This is a genomic window from Clostridium folliculivorans (assembly GCF_024341905.1).
Classification (GTDB): Bacteria; Bacillota; Clostridia; order Clostridiales; family Clostridiaceae; genus Clostridium_AR; species Clostridium_AR folliculivorans.
The window spans coordinates 398334-418833 of the sequence record NZ_BQXY01000004.1; the positions used below are offsets into that span (position 1 = coordinate 398334).

A 20500-nucleotide genomic window follows, 5' to 3' on the forward strand; every position below is an offset into this window, starting at 1 on the left:
TAACATGAGAGAAGACATAAAAGAAATACTGTTTTCTGAAGATACTATCATTAGCAAGGTTAAAGAAATAGCAGCAAATTTAAGCGAGGACTATAAGGGCAAAGAATTACTTGTAGTTGGAGTATTGAAAGGATCTGTGATATTTACTTCTGAACTATTAAAGTATATATCGATACCTTGTGAGTTAGATTTTATAGCTGTATCAAGTTATGGCAATTCTTCACAAACTTCAGGAGTTGTTAGAATTTTAAAAGATTTAGACAACGATGTTGCAGGTAAGGATGTTATAATAGTAGAAGATATAGTTGATACAGGTCTTACTCTAAGCTATTTATTGAAATACTTTGAGGATAGAAATGCTAACAGCATAGAAATAGTATCTTTACTTAATAAACCAGTAAGAAGAAAGACAAATATTAATGTGAAGTATTATGGGTTTGAAGTTCCAGACGAATTTATAGTTGGTTATGGCATTGATTATGCCGAAAAATATAGAAACTTACCATTTATAGCTTCTTTAAAAGAGGAAGTATATAATAAGTAATGTAACTGTATTGTAATGGAAAAAATCATATGGTAAAATTTTATAGTAACTAGTAAGAGAGGGGGGCCTATCATGAAAAAATTTTCTAGCTTAACGGCCTGGGTTGTGGTAATGATAATGGTTGTAATTTCTGCAGTTTTTCTTGTGAAAAGCGGCGAAGCAGGAAGTACTATACCATATAGCGATTTTCAACAAAAATGGATTGGTGACCAAGTTAAGAGTATACAAGTGAAACAGGATAAAATGACTGTAGAAGGTACCTTAACAAATAACAAAACTTTTAATACTGTAGTTCCTGTTGAAACATTAAATATATTACTTGCAAATAATAATAAACCAAATGTAAAAGTTTCGTTTGAACTTCCAACAAATATATCTGTTTGGGTACAGATAATACCAACAGTGTTAGTAATTTTCTTATTTATAGCATTTTTCTTTATATTTATGCAGCAATCTCAAAGTGGAGGCGGAAGCAGAGGTGTAATGAATTTTGGTAAGAGTAGAGCTAAGATGGCTACTCCAGATAAAAAGAAGGTTACATTCAAAGATGTTGCAGGTGCTGATGAAGAAAAAGCTGAACTAGAGGAAATAGTTGATTTCTTAAAGCAGCCTAAGAGATATATAGAAATGGGAGCTAGAATTCCAAAGGGTGTTCTTTTAGTTGGACCTCCTGGAACTGGTAAGACTCTTCTTGCAAGAGCAATTGCTGGAGAAGCTGGCGTACCGTTCTTTAGTATATCAGGTTCAGATTTCGTAGAAATGTTCGTTGGAGTAGGTGCTTCAAGAGTAAGAGACTTATTTGAGCAAGCAAAGAAAAATGCTCCATGTATAATATTTATAGACGAAATAGATGCTGTAGGTAGACAAAGAGGTGCTGGACTTGGTGGTGGTCATGATGAAAGAGAACAAACACTTAATCAGTTGCTAGTTGAAATGGATGGTTTTGGAGTTAATGAAGGAATCATTATGATAGCAGCTACTAACAGACCAGATATCTTAGATCCTGCTCTATTAAGACCAGGTAGATTTGACAGACAGATTGTAGTTGGAGCTCCTGATGTAAAAGGTAGAGAAGAGATACTTAAGGTTCATACAAGAAATAAGCCTTTATCTGATGATATAGAACTTAAAGTTTTAGCAAAGAGAACTCCTGGATTTACAGGAGCTGATATTGAAAACTTAGCTAATGAAGCAGGGCATGCGGTTGTAGCTAAACTATTGCCAAATGCGGACCCAGTTCATCAAATAAGCATAATTCCAAGAGGGATGGCTGGTGGATATACAATGCATTTACCAGCAGAAGATAGAAGTTATACGTCTAAGTCTAGATTAAAAGATGAAATGGTAGGACTTCTTGGTGGTAGAGTAGCAGAGAAATTAATAATGGGTGATATAAGCACTGGAGCAAAGAACGATATTGATAGAGCTAGTAATATAGCTAGAAGTATGGTTATGGAATATGGTATGAGTGATGAAGTAGGTCCTATATCTTTTGGAACTGACCATAATGAAGTTTTCCTTGGAAGAGATATCGGAAGAAGTAGAAACTTCAGTGAAGAAATTGGATCTAAAATTGACCGAGAAATTAAAGGTCTAATAGATGAGGCTTATGGAAAAGCTGAATCATTACTTACTGAGTACGTTGGTAAGTTACATGCAGTTGCTCAAGCTCTTCTAGAAAAAGAAAAGCTTGAAGCTGAAGAATTTGAAGAGATATTTAATAATGCATTATAAAAATAAGGTAGCCGCAGATAATGTGGTTACCTTATTTTATATAAAATGAAATCATTTAATATTAGTTAAGAAACTGAATTTATAAGTTAAATGTGAGTATGTCTAAACGTATAAAATAAAAGGCTGTTGCAAAAGTTAAAAGAATCAATTATACGTATGGTTTAAACTATTATTATGGATATTGTATGCTGTATAACGAATATTTATAAAAACATAGATAAAAATATTCGAGTATATATTTATTTTATATTTAAAAATGGTATAATATACATGTTAATAATGCTGAGGCAAATAATAATGTTATGTTATTAGCAATTACATATGATCATAATAATTTCATAAGTTATGATTTTTACTAGTATTAGTTGTTTGATTGAAAGAAAAAATATTCTATTCAAGAATATTAAACTGAAGGAGTGTATTTTGTTATGAAAACAGATATAGAAATAGCTCAAGAAGCGAAAATAGAACCAATAATAAAGATAGCTGAAAAATTAGGATTAACTGATGAAGATATTGAACTTTATGGAAGGTATAAATGTAAGATATCTCTTGATGTTGTTAACAACAAAGAAGAAAATAAAGCTGGAAAACTAATACTTGTTACTGCTATAAATCCAACACCAGCAGGAGAAGGTAAATCTACAGTTACTGTAGGACTTGGTCAAGCGTTAAATAAGATAGGCAAAAATGCTGTGATAGCTCTAAGGGAACCTTCTTTAGGACCTGTTTTCGGAATGAAAGGAGGGGCAGCAGGTGGAGGATATTCACAAGTTGTTCCAATGGAGGACATAAATCTTCATTTTACGGGAGATATGCATGCGATAACTACTGCAAATAACTTACTGTGTGCTGCTATCGATAATCACATACATCAAGGTAATTCATTAAAGATAGATTCTAGAAAAATTATTTTTAAAAGAGTCATGGATATGAATGATAGAGCGTTAAGAGATATAGTAATAGGTATGGGTGGTAAAGCTAACGGATTTGTTAGAGAAGATGGGTTTATGATAACAGTAGCATCAGAAATAATGGCTATATTATGTTTAGCGAAAGATCTTAAAGATTTGAAAGAAAGAATGGGCAATATACTTGTAGCGTATAATTTAGAAGGTATGCCTGTTTATGCTAAAGAGATAGGTATACAAGGTGCTATGGCGTTGTTAATGAAAGATGCCATAAAACCAAATCTAGTTCAAACTTTAGAAAATACTCCAGCAATAATACATGGAGGACCTTTTGCAAATATAGCACACGGGTGTAACTCAATAATTGCAACTAAAACAGCAATGAAGTTAGGTGAGTATACTGTAACTGAAGCTGGGTTTGGGGCAGACCTGGGTGCAGAAAAGTTCTTTGATATAAAGTGTAGATATGGTGGATTAAGACCAGATTGTGCAGTTTTAGTGGCAACAATTAGAGCTATAAAACATCATGGTGGAGTAAAGAAAGATAATCTAAATGAAGAAAATATAGAAGCTGTGAAAAAAGGAATTAAAAACCTAGAGAAACAAGTGGAAAATATCCAAAAGTATGGAGTTCCAGTTATAGTTGCAATAAATAAATTTATTTCAGATACTGATGAAGAAATAAGAATTGTGAAAGAGTTTTGTGACTCCTTAGATGTTAAGGTATCTCTTACTGAAGTTTGGGAAAAAGGTGGAGAAGGAGGAATTGATTTAGCTAAAAAAGTAGTTGAGACTATAGAGCTAGAAAAATCAAACTTTAGTCCGATATATGACTCAGAGCTTCAAATTAAGCAAAAAATTGAAGTTATTGCGAAAGAAATATATGGAGCAAAAGGTGTGAATTATACTTCAATTGCTCAAAAGCAAATAAAGGAATTAGAGGATTTTAAGTTAGATAAGCTACCTATTTGTATGGCGAAAACTCAATATTCACTATCTGACAATCCTTCTTTAATTGGTAGACCAGAAGGCTTTGAGATAACTGTAAGAGAGATAAGGGTATCGAATGGGGCTGGATTTATTGTTGCATTGACTGGAGATATAATGACTATGCCTGGATTACCTAAAGTTCCTGCTGCAAATAAGATGGATATCCTTGAAAATGGAGAAATTGTAGGTTTATTTTAAAAACTATATTAGAAATCCGCTGATTTAATGTATAAAATCAGCGGACTTTTCAAATAATTAATAAAGAAAATAATGCATACAAAAATCTTAGATAATAGATTTTTGAAAAAAAGGTATACTTGAATTTTATGAAAATAATTGTGCCAAAGTGATAGAAGATTTTCATAAGGCTACTATAATTTTAGGTCTATAATATGAAAACTTAACTTAAAATTAAAGGAATGTAATTTTAAAAATAAATATTATAATTTTAATATTTATGTTTATACTTTGACAGAGAATAAACCATGTGATACAATAGAGTCTCGTAAGAATTAATATGTTATAACATGTTTTTGGGTTTTTTTTCCGATTTACTTCAAGAGTATAAACGAAATTTTGGTCGCCTTGAAAAATCCTCTTAGATATGGATAGGATTTTTTTTGTTCGACCTTTTTTGGTGCGCAATAAATTATAATACGTAAAATAAATAAAAAATTAAAATTAGTTAAAAGGAGATACTGAATGGAAAAAATGATATTTAATGAGTTAAATTGCTCAGACGAGATAAAAAAGGCTATAAGTGATATGGGGTTCACTGAAGCTACACCAATACAAGCAATGGCGATACCTGTAGTTATGAGTGGAGCTGATATGGTAGGTCAGGCACAAACTGGTACTGGAAAGACAGCTGCTTTTGGTATACCAACTATAGATAGAATAGATACTTCAAGCAAAGATTTGCAAGTATTAGTTTTATGCCCAACTAGAGAACTTGCTGTTCAAGTTGGTGAAGAATTTGAAAAGCTTTCAAAATACAAAAGAGGTTTAAATGTATTAGCTGTATATGGTGGAGACTCTATGGATAGGCAAATAAGAGGTCTTAGAAGAGGAAGCCAAATAGTTGTTGGAACACCTGGAAGAGTTATGGACCATATGAGAAGAGGAACTATAAAGATGGATTCTTTAAAAGTTCTTATATTGGATGAAGCTGATGAGATGCTTAATATGGGATTCAGAGATGATATTGAAGAAATATTATCAACTATAGAACAGCCGGTTCAAAAACTTTTATTCTCAGCTACTATGAAAAGATCTATATTAGACATAGTTAAGAAGCACTTAAAGAATCCTGAAATGGTAAAGATAGAGAATAAGGAAATTACAACTCCAAATATAGCTCAAATGTATGTGGAAGTTAAGGAACAAGATAAAGTAGAAGTAATGACAAGACTTATAGATATGTACAATCCAAAGCTTTCTTTGATATTCTGTAATACTAAGAGTAAAGTAGATGAAATCGAAGAGAAGCTTTTAAATAAAGGTTATAATATAAGTAAGATACATGGAGATATGAAGCAATCTGTAAGAAGCAGTGTTATACAAAGATTTAAACAAGGAAGCATTAAGATTCTTATAGCTACAGATGTTGCTGCTAGAGGTTTGGATATAGATGATGTTGAAATGGTATTTAATTTCGATGTTCCACAACATGAAGAACACTATGTTCATAGAATTGGTAGAACAGGAAGAGCAGGTAGAGAAGGAAGAGCCTTCACTATGGTAACTGGAAGACAGATGAGAGATCTTAGAGACATCATGACATATACAAAGAAGAAAATGAAGCTTCATAACATACCTACATTAAAGGATGTAAGAAAAGTTAAAATTCAAAAGTTTGTAGATATGCTTCAAGAAGACATGAAGAATGATGAATATAAGAAATATGTAGCAATTGTTGAAAAGATGCTGGAACAAGGTCATGATGCTAAGGATGTAGCGGCTGCGTTACTTCAAAGAGAGCTTAACTTTACTGAAAGAGACGATGTAGATATGAATCCAACATCATCTAGAGATGAAAGTACAAGAAGAAGTGGAAGAAACGAAAGAAGCGAAAGAGGCGGAAGAGAAGTCGGCCAAAGCAGAGAAGAAGGTATGGTTAGAATGTTTGTCAACATCGGAAGAGACAAGAATCTAAAACCAGAACATCTTGTGAGAGCTATAGCTAGTGAAGTTGGTATACCAGGCAGAAGTATAGGCGCTATAGATATATATGAAAAGTATACATTTGTAGAAATTCCTGAGCAATATTCAAATGATGTATTAGATGTGATGAACAAGGTTAAGATTAACGGAGTAAGAGTTAATGTAGAAGTAGCTCAGAAAAAAGGGACCAAGAAAAGAAGAGACTTCAGCTAAAGATTGATAAAAACTTGACAAATAAAATTTAATTGCTAAAATTATATTGATATTTACACAACACATTTTGAAACTAACCAGATGTGCAGTTAAATAAAATAAAACATCAATGAGCAGCTTCAAAGGCTGCTTTTAATTGTATTAGTTGGAGGATTATTATTATGATCTTATTAGTAGATGTTGGCAATACTAATATAGTTTTAGGAGTTTATGACAATAATAAGTATATGATGAGCTGGAGAATATCAACAGATTCGAAGAAAACATCTGATGAATATGGAATACAAGTAAGAGCCTTATTTTCTCAGAATAACTTAGATATTAAGGACATAGAAGGAATAATAATTTCATCTGTTGTTCCGAACATAATGTATTCATTTGAACATATGGTTAGAAAATGTTTCAATATGGATCCAATAGTAGTAGGGCCAGGAATAAAAACAGGTATAAATATAAAATATGATAATCCGAAAGAAGTCGGTGCTGATAGAATAGTTAATGCGGTTGCTGCATATGAAATGTATAAGCGAAGCACCATAGTTATAGATTTTGGTACTGCTACTACGTTCTGCGCTATATCCAAGAATGGTAACTATCTTGGAGGAAATATAGTTCCAGGAATAAGAATTTCATCTGATGCTCTGTTTGAGAGAGCTGCTAAGCTTCCTAGGGTAGAACTTGAAAAACCAGATACCCTAATATGCAAAAATACAGTTACAAGTATGCAAGCTGGGATAATATATGGATACACTGGGCAAGTTGAATATATTATTAAAAAGATGAAAGAGGAAATGAAGGAACTTGGAGAAGATGAACCATTCGTATTAGCTACAGGTGGTTTAGCTAATTTAATTGCTAGAGAAACGGATCTTATAGATAAAGTTAATTCAAGATTGACTTTAGAAGGACTTAAGATAATTTATTATAAGAATAAAGAATAGAAGATGGTATACTCTAATGAATATTGGTAATGTAAGTTTGGAAAACAATGTGTTTTTAGCTCCTATGGCAGGGGTTACTGACATTTCCTTTAGAGGCCTATGCAAAAGAATGGGATGTTCTCTTGTTTATACTGAAATGGTGAGTAGTAAGGCTCTTTATTATGGAAGCGATAATACTGAACAGCTTCTACGAATTTCAGAAGAAGAAAAGCCAGTGGCAGTACAAATATTTGGTAATGATCCCAAGGTTATGGCTGAAATTACTGAACGTTATTTCAATAATAATGATGATATTTGTATAGTTGATATAAATATGGGATGTCCTGCTCCAAAGATAGTTAAAAATGGTGAAGGCTCTGCACTTATGAAAAATCCAAGCCTTGCTTATGATATAGTTAAAGCTGTAAAAAGTGTTTCTAATAAACCTGTAACTGTTAAGTTTAGAAAAGGCTTTGATAAAGATGATGTTAATGCAGTTTACTTTGCTAAAGTGATAGAATCAGCAGGAGCTGATGCTATAGCAGTTCATGGCAGAACTAGGGAACAAATGTATGAAGGTAAGGCTGATTGGGATATAATAAGACAAGTGAAACAATCTGTTAATATACCAGTGATAGGTAATGGAGATATAGTAACTGCTGCTGATGCTAAAAACATGACATCAATGACTAATTGTGATGGAATAATGATAGCAAGAGGAAGCATGGGAAATCCATGGGTCTTTAAACAGATTACTGACATGATGAATGGAATTGAGGTTATAGAACCTACTCCTTCTGAAAAAATTGATATGTGTTTGGAGCATTATGATTTGGCTTTAAAGTATGATGGAGAACGGAAGGCTTTAAGAGAAATGAGAAAACATATTGCTTGGTACATAAAAGGTTTAAAAAACTGCACAGAAATTAAGAATATTATTAATACAGAAGATGATGTGAATTGTGTATTAACAATATTAAGAGAATATAAAAAAAATTTAATTAATGAATTTTGATACAGCATTTTATGATAAATTAATGAATAAATATATGGTATAACAATATACTAAAAAGACAATAATGAGAAAAGTCATAAATTTAAAGTTAGTACATGAGACTTGCTATTTTGCTGTACCATATGTTTTATGTATGGTCATTAAAATAGCAAGTCTTAAATAATAAGTTGCAATAAAGGATTTATAATAACAAGTTAACCTATAAAACGTTTGCAACTAATTTGTTAAATTACATATTAGCTTGTGATATAATTAAGTATTTATTTAAGAATAATATTGACATTAGCTAATATAGGTCTTATAATATGAAAAATAATTGACAGTTTAAGGAAGACCATATATAACAAATTTATATGAAATTTTGTTAAAATATGATATATTATAATAGTATGACTGTTGAAGGGGAGAAAAAAATGAGCGAAGTTAAGAAGTATATGATGACTTATGAAGGAGTCAAAAAATTAGAGGATGAACTAGAATTTTTAAAAACAGTTAAAAGAAAAGAAATAACTGAAAAAATAAAGGTTGCATTAGGCTATGGAGACTTAAGCGAGAACTCAGAGTATGACGAAGCTAAAAATGAACAAGCTTTTACAGAAGGTAGAATAATACAACTTGAAAACATGCTGAAAAATGCAGTGGTTGTAGATGAGTCAGAAATATCAACAGATACAGTTACAATAGGATCTATTGTTAAAGTAAAAGATTATGACTTCGATGAAGAGGTTGAATATATAATTGTTGGTTCAGCAGAAGCAGATCCAATGGAAAGTAAAATATCAAATGAATCTCCTGTAGGAAGTGCTTTAATGGGCAAAAAAGTAGGCGATATTGTAGAAGCAGTAGTTCCATCAGGTGTGAGTAAGTTTGAAGTTTTAGGAATAAGAAGAGATTAACGGAGGGATTTTTAATGTCAAATGAGGAAATGAGTATAAACCAGTTAGAGGCTCAATTTAATGAGCAAGAAAGATTAAGAAGGCAGAAACTCTTAGATCTACAAGAAGCAGGTAAGGACCCATTTGATGTTTATAAAGTTGAAAGAAGTCATTCATCAGTTGAAGTGAAAGACAATTTTGAGACATTAGAAGGAAAAATTGTTAAAGTAGCCGGAAGACTTATGTCTAAAAGAGGTCAAGGTAAGGTTATATTTTCAGATATTCATGATAGAGATGGTAAGCTTCAACTATTTATAAAGATTGATGAGGTTGGGGAAGAAGCTCTAAAAGAATATAAAACATATGATCTTGGGGATTGGATATGGGCAGAAGGTGAAGTGTTTAAAACAAAGGCTGGAGAAGTTTCAGTTAAGGTTTCAACATTTAAACTAATTTGCAAATCATTAAAACCATTACCAGAAAAGTGGCATGGATTAAAAGATCCAGATTTAAGATATAGACAAAGAGAAGTAGATGTTATAACAAATCCAGAAGTAAAGGATACTTTCATAAAGAGAACTAAAATTATAAAGGAAATTAGAAATTTCTTAGATAATAGAGGTTTCTTAGAAATAGAAACTCCTATACTTTCGCCTATAGCAGGTGGAGCAGCTGCAAGACCTTTCATCACGCATCATAATGCTTTAGATATTGATATGTATTTAAGAATAGCTACTGAGCTTTACTTAAAGAGATGTATAGTTGCAGGTTTCGAAAAAGTATATGATATGGGTAAAAACTTTAGAAATGAAGGGATAGATGTAAGACATAATCCTGAATTTACTATGATAGAGCTTTATGAAGCATATTCAGATTATAATGATATGATGGAAATCACTGAAAACTTAATCTCAAGTGTATGTGAAAAGATTCATGGTACTACTAAGGTAACATATCAAGGAACTGAACTAGATTTTAAAGCACCATGGAGAAGAATCACTATGGTTGATGCTGTTAAAGAATATGCAGGTGTAGATTTCAATAATATTTCAAGTGATGAAGAAGCTCAAGCAATCGCAAAAGAAAAGCACCTTGAGTTTAAAAAAGATATAAAGAATGTAACAAAAGGCGAAGTGTTAAATATGTTATTTGAAGAATATGCAGAAGAGCATATGATTCAACCAACATTTATTACTGATTACCCAGTTGAAATCTCTCCTTTAACAAAGAAGAAGAGAGGAAATGAAGCCTTTACAGAAAGATTTGAAGGTTTTGTATATGGAAGAGAAATATGTAACGCATACTCTGAACTTAATGATCCAATAGTTCAAAGACAAAGATTTGAACAACAAGCTAAGGAAAGAGAGCTTGGAGATGACGAAGCATATGTAATTGATGAGGAATTTATGAGTGCTCTTGAGACTGGTATGCCTCCTACAGGTGGATTAGGGATAGGAATTGATAGAATAATAATGTTCTTAACAGATTCTGCGTCTATAAGAGATGTACTTTTATTCCCAACCATGAAACCACTATAAAAGTAAAAATAGCCTTGCTTAAGTATTGTTTAAGCAAGGCTTTATTTTTTATTAATTTATAATTCAATTAGATCTGTAGATAAGTATGAGTACTAGGTTTAAAACCTGATACAAGTTAAAGGATAAAAAATAAGAATATGTCTCCTGTATGTTACCTCATATATTAGCTTACCATTGTTTTGTTATTATGTTAAAGCTTTGTGTAAAACATTGCTTTTTAATGCTATCTTGAGTTGGTAAAATATAAGTGTAAAAAGTGCAAAAAAAAATAAAAAAATACTTGCAAAGTTTTTATAAGATGTTATAATATTATTTGTAATGACGTTCCGCGATAGCTCAATGGTGGAGCACTCGGCTGTTAACCGATAGGTTGGAGGTTCGAGTCCTCTTCGCGGAGCCATTTTTATTTTGTACAATAACCTCATGCTATGCATGAGGTTTTATTATTTTATTACATTTTAGTATAAGTATTGAACTTGAAACTATAACATGGCTATTGAAGATAATTTTTATAATTAAAGGTTATATATTGAATTGACAATTAATATTCATGAAAGTTAGATATTTGAGTTCAAATTAATAGTTAAATTAGGAACTCTATATAAAAGTACTATTTCAATATGAGTTTTAAGAGATTTTTGTATTTTTCTTGACAATAAGAAATTTTTTGATACAATACTAATTATAAATGAATATAGCATAATGATAAAGAAGAGTAATCTTTATAACTTTTTAGAGAGATGGTGTTTGGTGTAAACCGTTAAGTTGTATTGATGAAGGGCGCTTTTGAATGCTAAGATATTAAAGCAGGGCATTTGCCAAGAAGGGTGGAACCGCGGAAATTTTCGTCCCTTTATGGTAAGGGCTTTTTTTATTTGTCTAAAACAATTTTATTATATAAGAGTAGTGTAAATATATTAAAAAATGTATATTAAATTATGCAATCTTAAGTAATACTATTAATATGTAAATTTATGGAATTCAGATGATGGATTAAATGAACAATAAGTTAAAATTTAATTATAAATGGAGGTATTAAAATGGCAATTGAAAAAACTATGGATAAACTAGTAGCTTTGTGTAAAAATAGAGGTTTCATATTTCCGGGGTCAGATATTTATGGTGGATTAGCAAACTCATGGGATTACGGTCCTCTAGGAGTAGAATTTAAAAATAATGTGAAAAAAGCTTGGTGGAAAAAGTTTGTACAAGAAAGCCCTTATAACGTTGGAGTTGATTGCGCTATACTTATGAATAGAGAAGTATGGGTAGCATCAGGACACGTAGGCGGATTTTCAGATCCACTTATGGATTGTAAAGAATGTAAGACAAGATTTAGAGCTGATAAGATAATCGAAGATCATATGACAGCACAAGGAGCTGAGGTAGCATCAGCGGATGGATGGTCAAACGAGCAATTAAAAGAGTATATAGAACAACATCAAATAGAATGTCCTAAGTGTGGAAAGAAAAACTTCACTGATATAAGAAAGTTTAATTTAATGTTTAAAACATTCCAAGGTGTAACTGAAGATGCAAAAGCTGAGATATACCTTAGACCAGAGACTGCTCAAGGTATATTCGTAAACTTTAAGGCAGTGCAAAGAAGTTCAAGAAAGAAGGTTCCTTTTGGTATAGCACAAATAGGAAAATCTTTTAGAAATGAAATAACACCAGGTAACTTTACTTTTAGAACAAGGGAATTTGAACAAATGGAGCTTGAATTCTTCTGTAAACCAGGAACTGATATGGAATGGTTTAATTTTTGGAGAGACTACTGTTGGAATTTCTTATTAAACTTAGGTATGACTAAACAAAATATAAGAATGAGAGATCATGAACAAGAAGAATTATCATTCTATTCAAATGCTACATCAGACATAGAATACTTATTCCCATTTGGCTGGGGAGAACTTTGGGGAATAGCAGATAGAACTGATTATGACTTAACAAAACATCAGGAACATTCAGGACAGGATATGAGTTATTTAGATCCTACTACTAATGAAAAGTATGTTCCATACTGTATTGAACCATCACTAGGAGCAGATAGAGTAGCGCTTGCATTTTTAGCAGATGCATATGAAGAGCAAGAACTAGAAGATGGAGATGTTAGAAATGTATTGCACCTACACCCAGCATTAGCTCCATATAAAGCAGCGATACTACCATTATCTAAAAAGCTTTCAGAAAAAGCTGATGAAGTATACTCACAATTAAGAAAGAAATTTAATGTTGAATATGATGAGGCTGGAAGTATTGGTAAGAGATATAGAAGACAAGATGAGATAGGAACTCCTTTCTGTATAACTGTAGACTTTGATACATTAGAAGATGCTGCAGTAACAGTAAGAGATAGAGATACTATGGAACAAGTTAGAATTAAGATAGAAGAATTAGATAATTATATAGCAGAAAAATTAGAATTTTAAATCTTGTAAATAAGAAGGTTTTTGATTTAAAAAGGCGAATCAGTTTTCTATAAAGCTGATTTGTTTTTTTTATGTCCAGAAAAGTGTAAAGCTTTCAAATCAGCTAAATATATATTTCAATGAGGTTAGAAGTTTTTTTATGGCTATACTGCAAGGAAATAAAACTTATTCGCCTATATGTTTGTTCATATATTTCGAAAGGAAGATGTGCAAAAAGGGCTCACTTCTATGACTTTTCTATTGCAAATATAAAACTAGCTATATTATGATAATAAATTTATATTGACAGAAAAAGCTAAATTAAAACGTATAGTATTATGAGGGGTGAGAGGAGAGAAAAATGAGTAATGAAGATATTATAAAAGGTATATTTGAAAGAAAAGAATTAGCGTTGAACCAGCTTATAACTTCTTTTGGTAAAATAATATATAACTCAGTGGCTTCTATTCTCAATTATAGTAATGAAATGAATTATATAGATGAATGTGTAGATGATATATTGATGATTATTTGGAACAATATTGAATGCTTTGACATTGAGAAAGGGAATTTTAAAGGGTGGATAATGGCAATCTCAAGATATAAGGCTTTAGATTATAAAAGAAAACTTTCAAGAGATAGAAATAATATAATGCTTGAAGATTTGCAAATTAATTCTAATGAAGACTTAGAAAATGATTTTATAGAAAAAGAAAGTAAAAGTGAAATAGAGAATATGTTTAACCACTTAGCTCATAGAGATAGAGAAATATTTAAGCGAAGATATCTAAAAGAAGAGAGTGTAGAGATAATATCCAAGGAACTAAATATGACAACTGTAACTATATATAATAGATTGAGCAGGGGGAGAAAAAAATTGAGAACCATATTCTTTAGAGAATCTTTGGAGGAGTACTAATATGGATAAAAAAGTATTATCATTATTAAACTATGAAGATACAGACGCTGAATCAATAGAAAAGTCACAAAATGAGTTTATAGTTGGATATGATGCAGTTAAGATAGAGAGAAGAGTAAAAGAAAAGATAATTGATAATGAGATGGTTAAGGGTATATCAAGGCTGCAAAAGCATCTAGAAGAGAATGAGAGAATATTGTATAAGTTTAAGGCATTTAATATCAGTGTAATAGATAGAAGAGTATTAAAAACTAAAGAAGTGGCAAAGTCAAACTTATTTAACAATGAATGGGGTGTAAACACAGTAGTTGTTGTAACTAATAAGAAGATGTTTGTTATAAGAGCAAATATATTTTTCGAATGGTTAAAAATAACTGCATATGACTATAAATATATAAGTTATATAAAAACTATCGAGGATAACACAAATCTTATTTTTATAAAACCTAAGGGTAGTAAAAGATTTATCCTACAAACTGATGGTAAAGAATACATTGATGCTATAAATTTTATTAAGCATAACAATTTTGGTGTTAAAGTAAAGTTTAACAGTAAATTTTTAAAATTTAAAAAATCGATTCTAAATTGGATAGGGTAGTAGGCACTTTAATTTATAAATTTATTTATAGATATATTTAAGGAATATAGTGTTTGTGTTGTAACAATATCAATAGAAAATAAATATTCTAGTATTATACTAATATAAATGAGGTAGAGTATGAAACTAGTTATAGTAGGTGGTGGATGGGCTGGATGTGCAGCCGCAATTGCAGCTAAGAAAGCTGGAGCAGAAGTAGAGATTTTTGAGAGGACAGATCTACTTCTTGGTGTAGGCAATGTTGGTGGTATAATGAGGAATAATGGTAGATATACTGCGGCAGAAGAGTTAATAGCTCTTGGAGCTGGTGAACTTATAGACATCATGGATAGAAATGCGATCCATAAAAATGTAGATTTTCCACAACATAAGCATGCGTGGCTATGTGATGTAAGTAAGGTTGAACCAGAAGTTAGAAAGTATATTCTTGACCTAGGAATAAAGGTTAACTTTAGATCTAGAGCTATAAATGTAGTTAAAGAAAACAATGAAATAAAGGCAATAAAGTTTTTTGATAAGACAGTTGCAGAAGCTGATGCATTTGTAGAAGCTACCGGATCTACAGGATCTATGGAGAATTGTAATAAGTATGGCAATGGATGTGTTATGTGTATACTAAGGTGTCCTACATTTGGAATGAGAGTGAGTTTAAGTGCAAAGGCTGGAATAGTGGATATCCCTGGAGAAAGAGGAGATGGAACTATAGGTGCATTTAGTGGCTCCTGTGAGATACCGAGAGAAAGTGTTTCGCCAGAGATATTAAAAGAGCTTGAAGAAAAAGGCTCAGCAATTCTTAAAGTTCCAGAAGAAGATATAAATATGGATAAACTAGACTCAAAGGTATGCCAACAATATGCATTAAAAGAATTTGCTGAAAATATTGTGCTTCTTGATACAGGGCATATAAAAGTTATGACTTCTTATTATCCATTAGAAAAGTTAAGAAAGATTAAAGGCTTGGAAAATGCCAGATATATAGATCCTTACTCAGGAGGCGTAGGTAATTCGATAAGATATCTTTCATCAACACCGAGAGATAATGATATGAAAGTAAAGGGGATTGATAACCTATTTGTAGCAGGAGAAAAGGCTGGTTTCTTTATAGGACACACAGAAGCAATGAGTACTGGAACATTAGCTGGATATAATGCAGTAAGAAATTATTTAGGAATGGAAACATTAATACTTCCTAGAAAAACTGTAGTAGGTGATATAATTGCTTATGCTAATGAGAGGCTAAATACTGAAGACGGGAGAAGGGTTAGACATACTTTTTCTGGAGCTGAGTATTTTGAAAGAATGAAGGCGTTAGGTTTATATACAACAGATAATGATGAAATAAAAAATAAAATAAAAGATTTGGGGATAAGTAATATATTTAACCAAAGGCTATAGAATAAGAGAACTTTAGATTCTGTCACTTATTTTTGTGACAGCTCTAAAGTTTTATCTATTTTATATAATATCAATTACATCACGTTTGTCATTTTTTGAATTTTATTTTTTCATGGTTTAATAACCATTCTTTTCTCCAGAGGCCACCTCCATAACCGATTAATTTTCCTGAACTGCCTATAATTCTGTGACAAGGTATTATTAATGGAATAGGGTTTTTGTTATTTGCTCCACCTACAGCTCGAACAGCTTTTGGATTATTTATAGCTATAGCAATATCTTTATATGTCTTTATAGAGCCAAAAGGAACATTTATAAGTTCATTCCATACGGCTCTTTGAAAATCAGTACCAGAAGGTGATAGAGGTAAATCAAATTGAAATCTTTTACCTTCAAAATATTCTTGCAACTGGTTTAGACAATTTGTGATTAGAAAATTGTGATTTTGATCCTCTGATGTTTTGTTATCAATGAAATCAAGACTAACTATATGATCTGTAGTGGCCTTGATCTTTATTAAGCCAACAGGAGAGGAATAGTAACCTATATAATATGTATCCATAATACCCTCCGCAAAATGAGTATAATTATAAATTATATACTATTTGAAAAGTAGAATAAATAATTTGCTGGTGTTATAATTAGAAAGAAATGGGACAGTATTTAATATAGTACATAAAATAATATCGTTAAGCGATTTTTTATTCTTTAGGAAATTATAATTCAATTGATCTATGGCCAAGTATGAATAATAGACTTAAAACGTAGTATAAGTTAAAGAATAATGTGTTGTCTGCCGGATTTTCCTCATATGCATTCGGAAAGGCATATGCGCAAAAAAATCGCTGAAGAAAGTCGTTTCATCGATTTTTTGATTAGTTATTAAGATTTATAATTTTAAAGGAGCGAGTATTTGATGAGAAAAGATTTTAACGAGTTTAAGGCATTTATTAAAGGTAAGAATACTGCTGTAATAGGAATTGGTGTCAGTAATATACCTTTGATAGATTTTTTATTAAGTTTAGGGGCTAGTGTTACTGCATTTGACAAGAAAAGTAAGTCTGAGTTAGGTGAAGTTGCAACTGGATTTGAGATAAAAGGTGTTAAGTTGAATCTTGGGGAAGGTTATCTTGATAAATTAGTAGGCTTTGATGTTATATTCAAGAGTCCATCGATGAGAATAGATCATGAAGCTCTAGTAAATGCAAAGGCTAATGGAACTTATATAACATCAGAAATAGAGGAGTTTGTTAGATACTGTAAAGGAAAGATTTACGGAATTACTGGCAGTGATGGGAAAACTACTACAACTTCTGTAATATCTGAGTTGCTTAAGTCACAAGGATTTAAGACTTGGACAGGAGGAAATATAGGTATACCACTGTTCACGAAAATTGAGGAGATTAAAGAAGAAGATAGGGTTGTTTTAGAATTATCAAGTTTTCAGCTGATGACAATGAATAGTCAAATAGATGTTGCAATTGTTACTAATATAACTCCTAATCATTTAGACATGCATAAAGGAATGGGAGAATATATTGATGCTAAAAAGAATATATTCAAGTTTCAAACTTCAAAAGACTTACTTATTATAAATAGAGAAAATGACATAACAGCTTCATTTAAAGATGAGGCGCAAGGAAATGTTATAGAATTTAGCTCCAAAAGAGAAATGAAAGATGGAGCTTACTATAAAGATGGAAGTTTGTACGTATTTGGTAATGAAATATGTAAAAAGAGTGATATTGTTATAAAGGGAATGCATAATGTTGAGAATTACTTGGCAGCCTTCGCAGCAACTTATGAAGAAGTATCTGTTGAAGCTATGAAGAATGTTGCAACTTCGTTCAGGGGAGTTGCACATAGAAGTGAATTTATAAGGGAAGTAAATGGAGTGAAATACTATAATGATTCTATAGGGTCATCTCCTACAAGAACTTTAGCTACAATAAAAGCTTTTGAAAAACCTGTGATACTAATCGCAGGAGGATATGATAAGAAGATACCTTTTGAACCTCTTGCTTATGAAGGGTATAAATATATAAAGAATCTTATATTACTAGGTGCTACAAAGGATAAGATAGCAGAAGCGTTTAATAAATTAAAACAAGAAAAGGGTATCGAAGTTCCTATATATTGCGTAGATAGTTTAGAAGAAGCGGTGTTGAAAGCAAAGGAATTGGCAAAAGAAGAGGATGTAGTTGCCCTATCTCCCGCTTGCGCAAGTTTTGATATGTTTGCAAACTTTGAAGTTAGAGGGAATAAATTTAAGGGTATAGTTAATGATTTGTAGTTAATACATTAAAAAAGAAAATTTATTCGCTTGCTCAATTTTTCTCATATACATTTGGAAAAGCTGATGTGCAAAAAAAACTCGCTGAAGAAAGCCGCTTCAGCGAGTTTTTGATGTACAATTATTTAATATTATATGTTTTTATATCATTGTGAGAAGTTTTTGGTTCATAGTATATTGTGTTTTCAGATATAAAGTATTGTTCTACACCTTCATTTATAATTTGACTTGTTGATGCTACTCCGTTTGCAGGTAAACTCAATTCATTTAAATAATTAGCTGAAGACCTGTTTATAAAGAATATTCTTCCTGAGATTACTTGTAAATCTTCTGCTTTAACATCTATAAGCTTCTTATCTTCCATGCTCTGTAAATCTAAGTTCCATATAGAATCTTGATCTCCCGAATTAACATAATATAGTTTGTTATTAGCTACACCGAAGCTCTCAGCTGAATTGCTAGTAAGTTCAGTTTTTGTATTGTCATTAAGAGAGTAGGCGTATAATTTGAATTTGTCATTTTTATTTTGATATATGATTGTATCGCTAAATAAGAGAAACTTTCCAACAGAATCTTGAATTACTGCAGTTTTAGTATTATCACTTAAATTTATTTTATAAATCTTGCTGTTATCACTTTGATTTATAAAATATAATCCGTCGGTTCCTAAAGTTATATTTGAACTTCTGCTGTTATCAAGCTTTTTAATCTCTTTTGTACTATCAGATAAAGTATATATATTGCTGTTATCAGATATATTAGTAAAATATATTTTTTCAGTATCTTGAACCATTTCTCTAGAGAATAAATTATATTTCTTTGTAGCTTTGAGTAGATCATTTATTGAGTTAATATCACTAGTTAAATATTCATATAACCTATTATTGTCTTTCCATTGAGATACATATATATTGCCACCTACTTTTACAATTGGTAGAGCAATATTAGGATCTCCAGATACTGAGATGCCTTTTGTATCATTTTTAACTTCGGTGTTTGAATTATTTCCTGTTGTTGGAGAAGTTATTTTTATATCAGTTGAATTACTACTATTGCTACTAGAGTTTGTTGAATTGCTCTTAGATGAACACCCAACTAATGAAAAAGAAAATACGATAACTGAACAAATTAAGAATTTCTTCATGCTTTTCCTCCTAAGTATTATTTGTGAGATTTCTTGAATTATAAATAGTAATTTAGTATGGAATACAAAACTACCTATAAGTCTATATAATGCTTTTATTAAGTTCTATTAATAAATATAATTATTAAATTGTATAGCGTTATCTACAGATGAATTTGTTTAATACTTTAATTTATATTTTCAAATTCCCTCATCAGAAGCCATGAAGGTTCTAAAAAATAGGATTTTAATTGAAGTGATTCATCTTTAAGTATATATCAATTGATTAATAGTTATAAGATTTTTTAATATTTATAAAACAATGATCTAGTCAAAGCTTTTTATAGTTAAATTTTAGCACAAGAAAAAGTGAATTTTACAAAGATAAAAAATAAATTAGCGGTGAAATCGCATATTTATATGTTCAAATAAGTAAATACATAAAGGTTTCTAAGTGTATTATCGTAATTTTATTAGATATATTAACAATAAAATACAAATTAGTTTATAAACATTACCACGTGTATCATTAATAGAAATAGCTTAAATATATTAGAAAAATAAAACTATAGTGAGATAACTTCTTTATTTATATTATATATAGAAATGAGTAAGATAATAAAAATGTTACTATAATAAACGTCGCTGATGAGTGACAGGATAGTAAATTAAAACTTGTTAAAAAAACAAGTTGACAATTTAAATCTTAAATGTTAATATTATTAAGCAGTCGGAAACGATTGCATTGGTCTTTGAAAATTAAACAGAGAAGATAAACAAAGTCTAAAATTAGACTTAAACTAAACCAGCAATTCTTTTGAAAAAAGACTTACTAAGTAAGTAAGCTATGATTAAACT

General features: G+C 30.8%; 15 protein-coding genes, 1 tRNA gene and 1 other annotated feature. Of the genes, 14 read left to right on the forward strand and 2 right to left on the reverse strand.

Annotated features, from left to right (window positions below; genetic code table 11):
• Positions 1-4: 4 nt before the first annotated feature.
• The 13 genes from hpt to OCU55_RS14850 all read left to right on the forward strand — a co-directional run bounded on the left by hpt (position 5) and on the right by OCU55_RS14850 (position 16226).
• Positions 5-544 carry a hypoxanthine phosphoribosyltransferase gene (gene hpt / locus OCU55_RS14790; protein WP_261853065.1) on the forward strand — a complete coding sequence of 180 codons (540 nt, stop codon included), beginning with the start codon at positions 5-7 and terminating at the stop codon, positions 542-544.
• Positions 545-616: 72 nt separating this feature from the next.
• Positions 617-2278, forward strand: coding sequence for an ATP-dependent metallopeptidase FtsH/Yme1/Tma family protein (locus tag OCU55_RS14795; protein WP_261853066.1), 1662 nt, complete (start codon positions 617-619; stop codon positions 2276-2278).
• A gap of 428 nt (positions 2279-2706) precedes the next feature.
• A complete protein-coding gene (locus OCU55_RS14800; protein WP_261853067.1) occupies positions 2707-4377 on the forward strand; it encodes a formate--tetrahydrofolate ligase in 1671 nt (556 codons plus the stop codon).
• Positions 4378-4881: 504 nt separating this feature from the next.
• Entirely contained in the window at positions 4882-6555 is a 1674-nt protein-coding gene (locus OCU55_RS14805; protein ID WP_261853068.1) for a DEAD/DEAH box helicase, read from the forward strand.
• A gap of 161 nt (positions 6556-6716) precedes the next feature.
• Complete coding sequence (locus tag OCU55_RS14810; protein ID WP_261853069.1) at positions 6717-7496, forward strand: type III pantothenate kinase; 780 nt, start codon at positions 6717-6719, stop codon at positions 7494-7496.
• A gap of 16 nt (positions 7497-7512) precedes the next feature.
• On the forward strand, positions 7513-8490 hold the full coding sequence (gene dusB / locus OCU55_RS14815) for a tRNA dihydrouridine synthase DusB (RefSeq protein WP_261853070.1): 978 nt from the start codon (positions 7513-7515) through the stop codon (positions 8488-8490).
• 413 nt (positions 8491-8903) lie between these two features.
• Complete coding sequence (greA, locus tag OCU55_RS14820) at positions 8904-9386, forward strand: transcription elongation factor GreA (RefSeq protein WP_200266150.1); 483 nt, start codon at positions 8904-8906, stop codon at positions 9384-9386.
• Between the two features lie 14 nt (positions 9387-9400).
• Positions 9401-10903 (forward strand): lysine--tRNA ligase, encoded by a 1503-nt coding sequence (gene lysS, locus OCU55_RS14825; protein ID WP_261853071.1) that lies wholly within the window; start codon positions 9401-9403, stop codon positions 10901-10903.
• A 325-nt stretch (positions 10904-11228) separates the two neighbouring features.
• A tRNA-Asn gene (locus OCU55_RS14830) sits at positions 11229-11303 on the forward strand.
• Between the two features lie 293 nt (positions 11304-11596).
• Positions 11597-11759 (forward strand) — a binding site (T-box leader).
• 184 nt (positions 11760-11943) lie between these two features.
• On the forward strand, positions 11944-13335 hold the full coding sequence (locus OCU55_RS14835; protein ID WP_261853072.1) for a glycine--tRNA ligase: 1392 nt from the start codon (positions 11944-11946) through the stop codon (positions 13333-13335).
• A gap of 340 nt (positions 13336-13675) precedes the next feature.
• Positions 13676-14233, forward strand: a complete 558-nt coding sequence (locus tag OCU55_RS14840) for a sigma-70 family RNA polymerase sigma factor (protein ID WP_261853073.1) — start codon at positions 13676-13678, stop codon at positions 14231-14233.
• A 1-nt stretch (position 14234) separates the two neighbouring features.
• Positions 14235-14831 (forward strand): PH domain-containing protein, encoded by a 597-nt coding sequence (locus OCU55_RS14845; protein WP_261853074.1) that lies wholly within the window; start codon positions 14235-14237, stop codon positions 14829-14831.
• A 120-nt stretch (positions 14832-14951) separates the two neighbouring features.
• Positions 14952-16226 carry an FAD-dependent oxidoreductase gene (locus OCU55_RS14850; protein WP_261853075.1) on the forward strand — a complete coding sequence of 425 codons (1275 nt, stop codon included), beginning with the start codon at positions 14952-14954 and terminating at the stop codon, positions 16224-16226.
• A gap of 88 nt (positions 16227-16314) precedes the next feature.
• Here OCU55_RS14850 and OCU55_RS14855 read toward each other — a convergent pair whose 3' ends face one another.
• Positions 16315-16788 (reverse strand): methylated-DNA--[protein]-cysteine S-methyltransferase, encoded by a 474-nt coding sequence (locus tag OCU55_RS14855; protein WP_261853076.1) that lies wholly within the window; start codon positions 16786-16788, stop codon positions 16315-16317.
• A 354-nt stretch (positions 16789-17142) separates the two neighbouring features.
• On the opposite strand from OCU55_RS14855, the gene murD reads away from it, so the two are divergent.
• A complete protein-coding gene (gene murD / locus OCU55_RS14860) occupies positions 17143-18519 on the forward strand; it encodes a UDP-N-acetylmuramoyl-L-alanine--D-glutamate ligase (protein WP_261853077.1) in 1377 nt (458 codons plus the stop codon).
• A gap of 121 nt (positions 18520-18640) precedes the next feature.
• On the opposite strand, the gene OCU55_RS14865 is transcribed toward murD, so the two are convergent.
• On the reverse strand, positions 18641-19663 hold the full coding sequence (locus tag OCU55_RS14865) for a DUF5050 domain-containing protein (protein WP_261853078.1): 1023 nt from the start codon (positions 19661-19663) through the stop codon (positions 18641-18643).
• Positions 19664-20500: the final 837 nt, after the last annotated feature.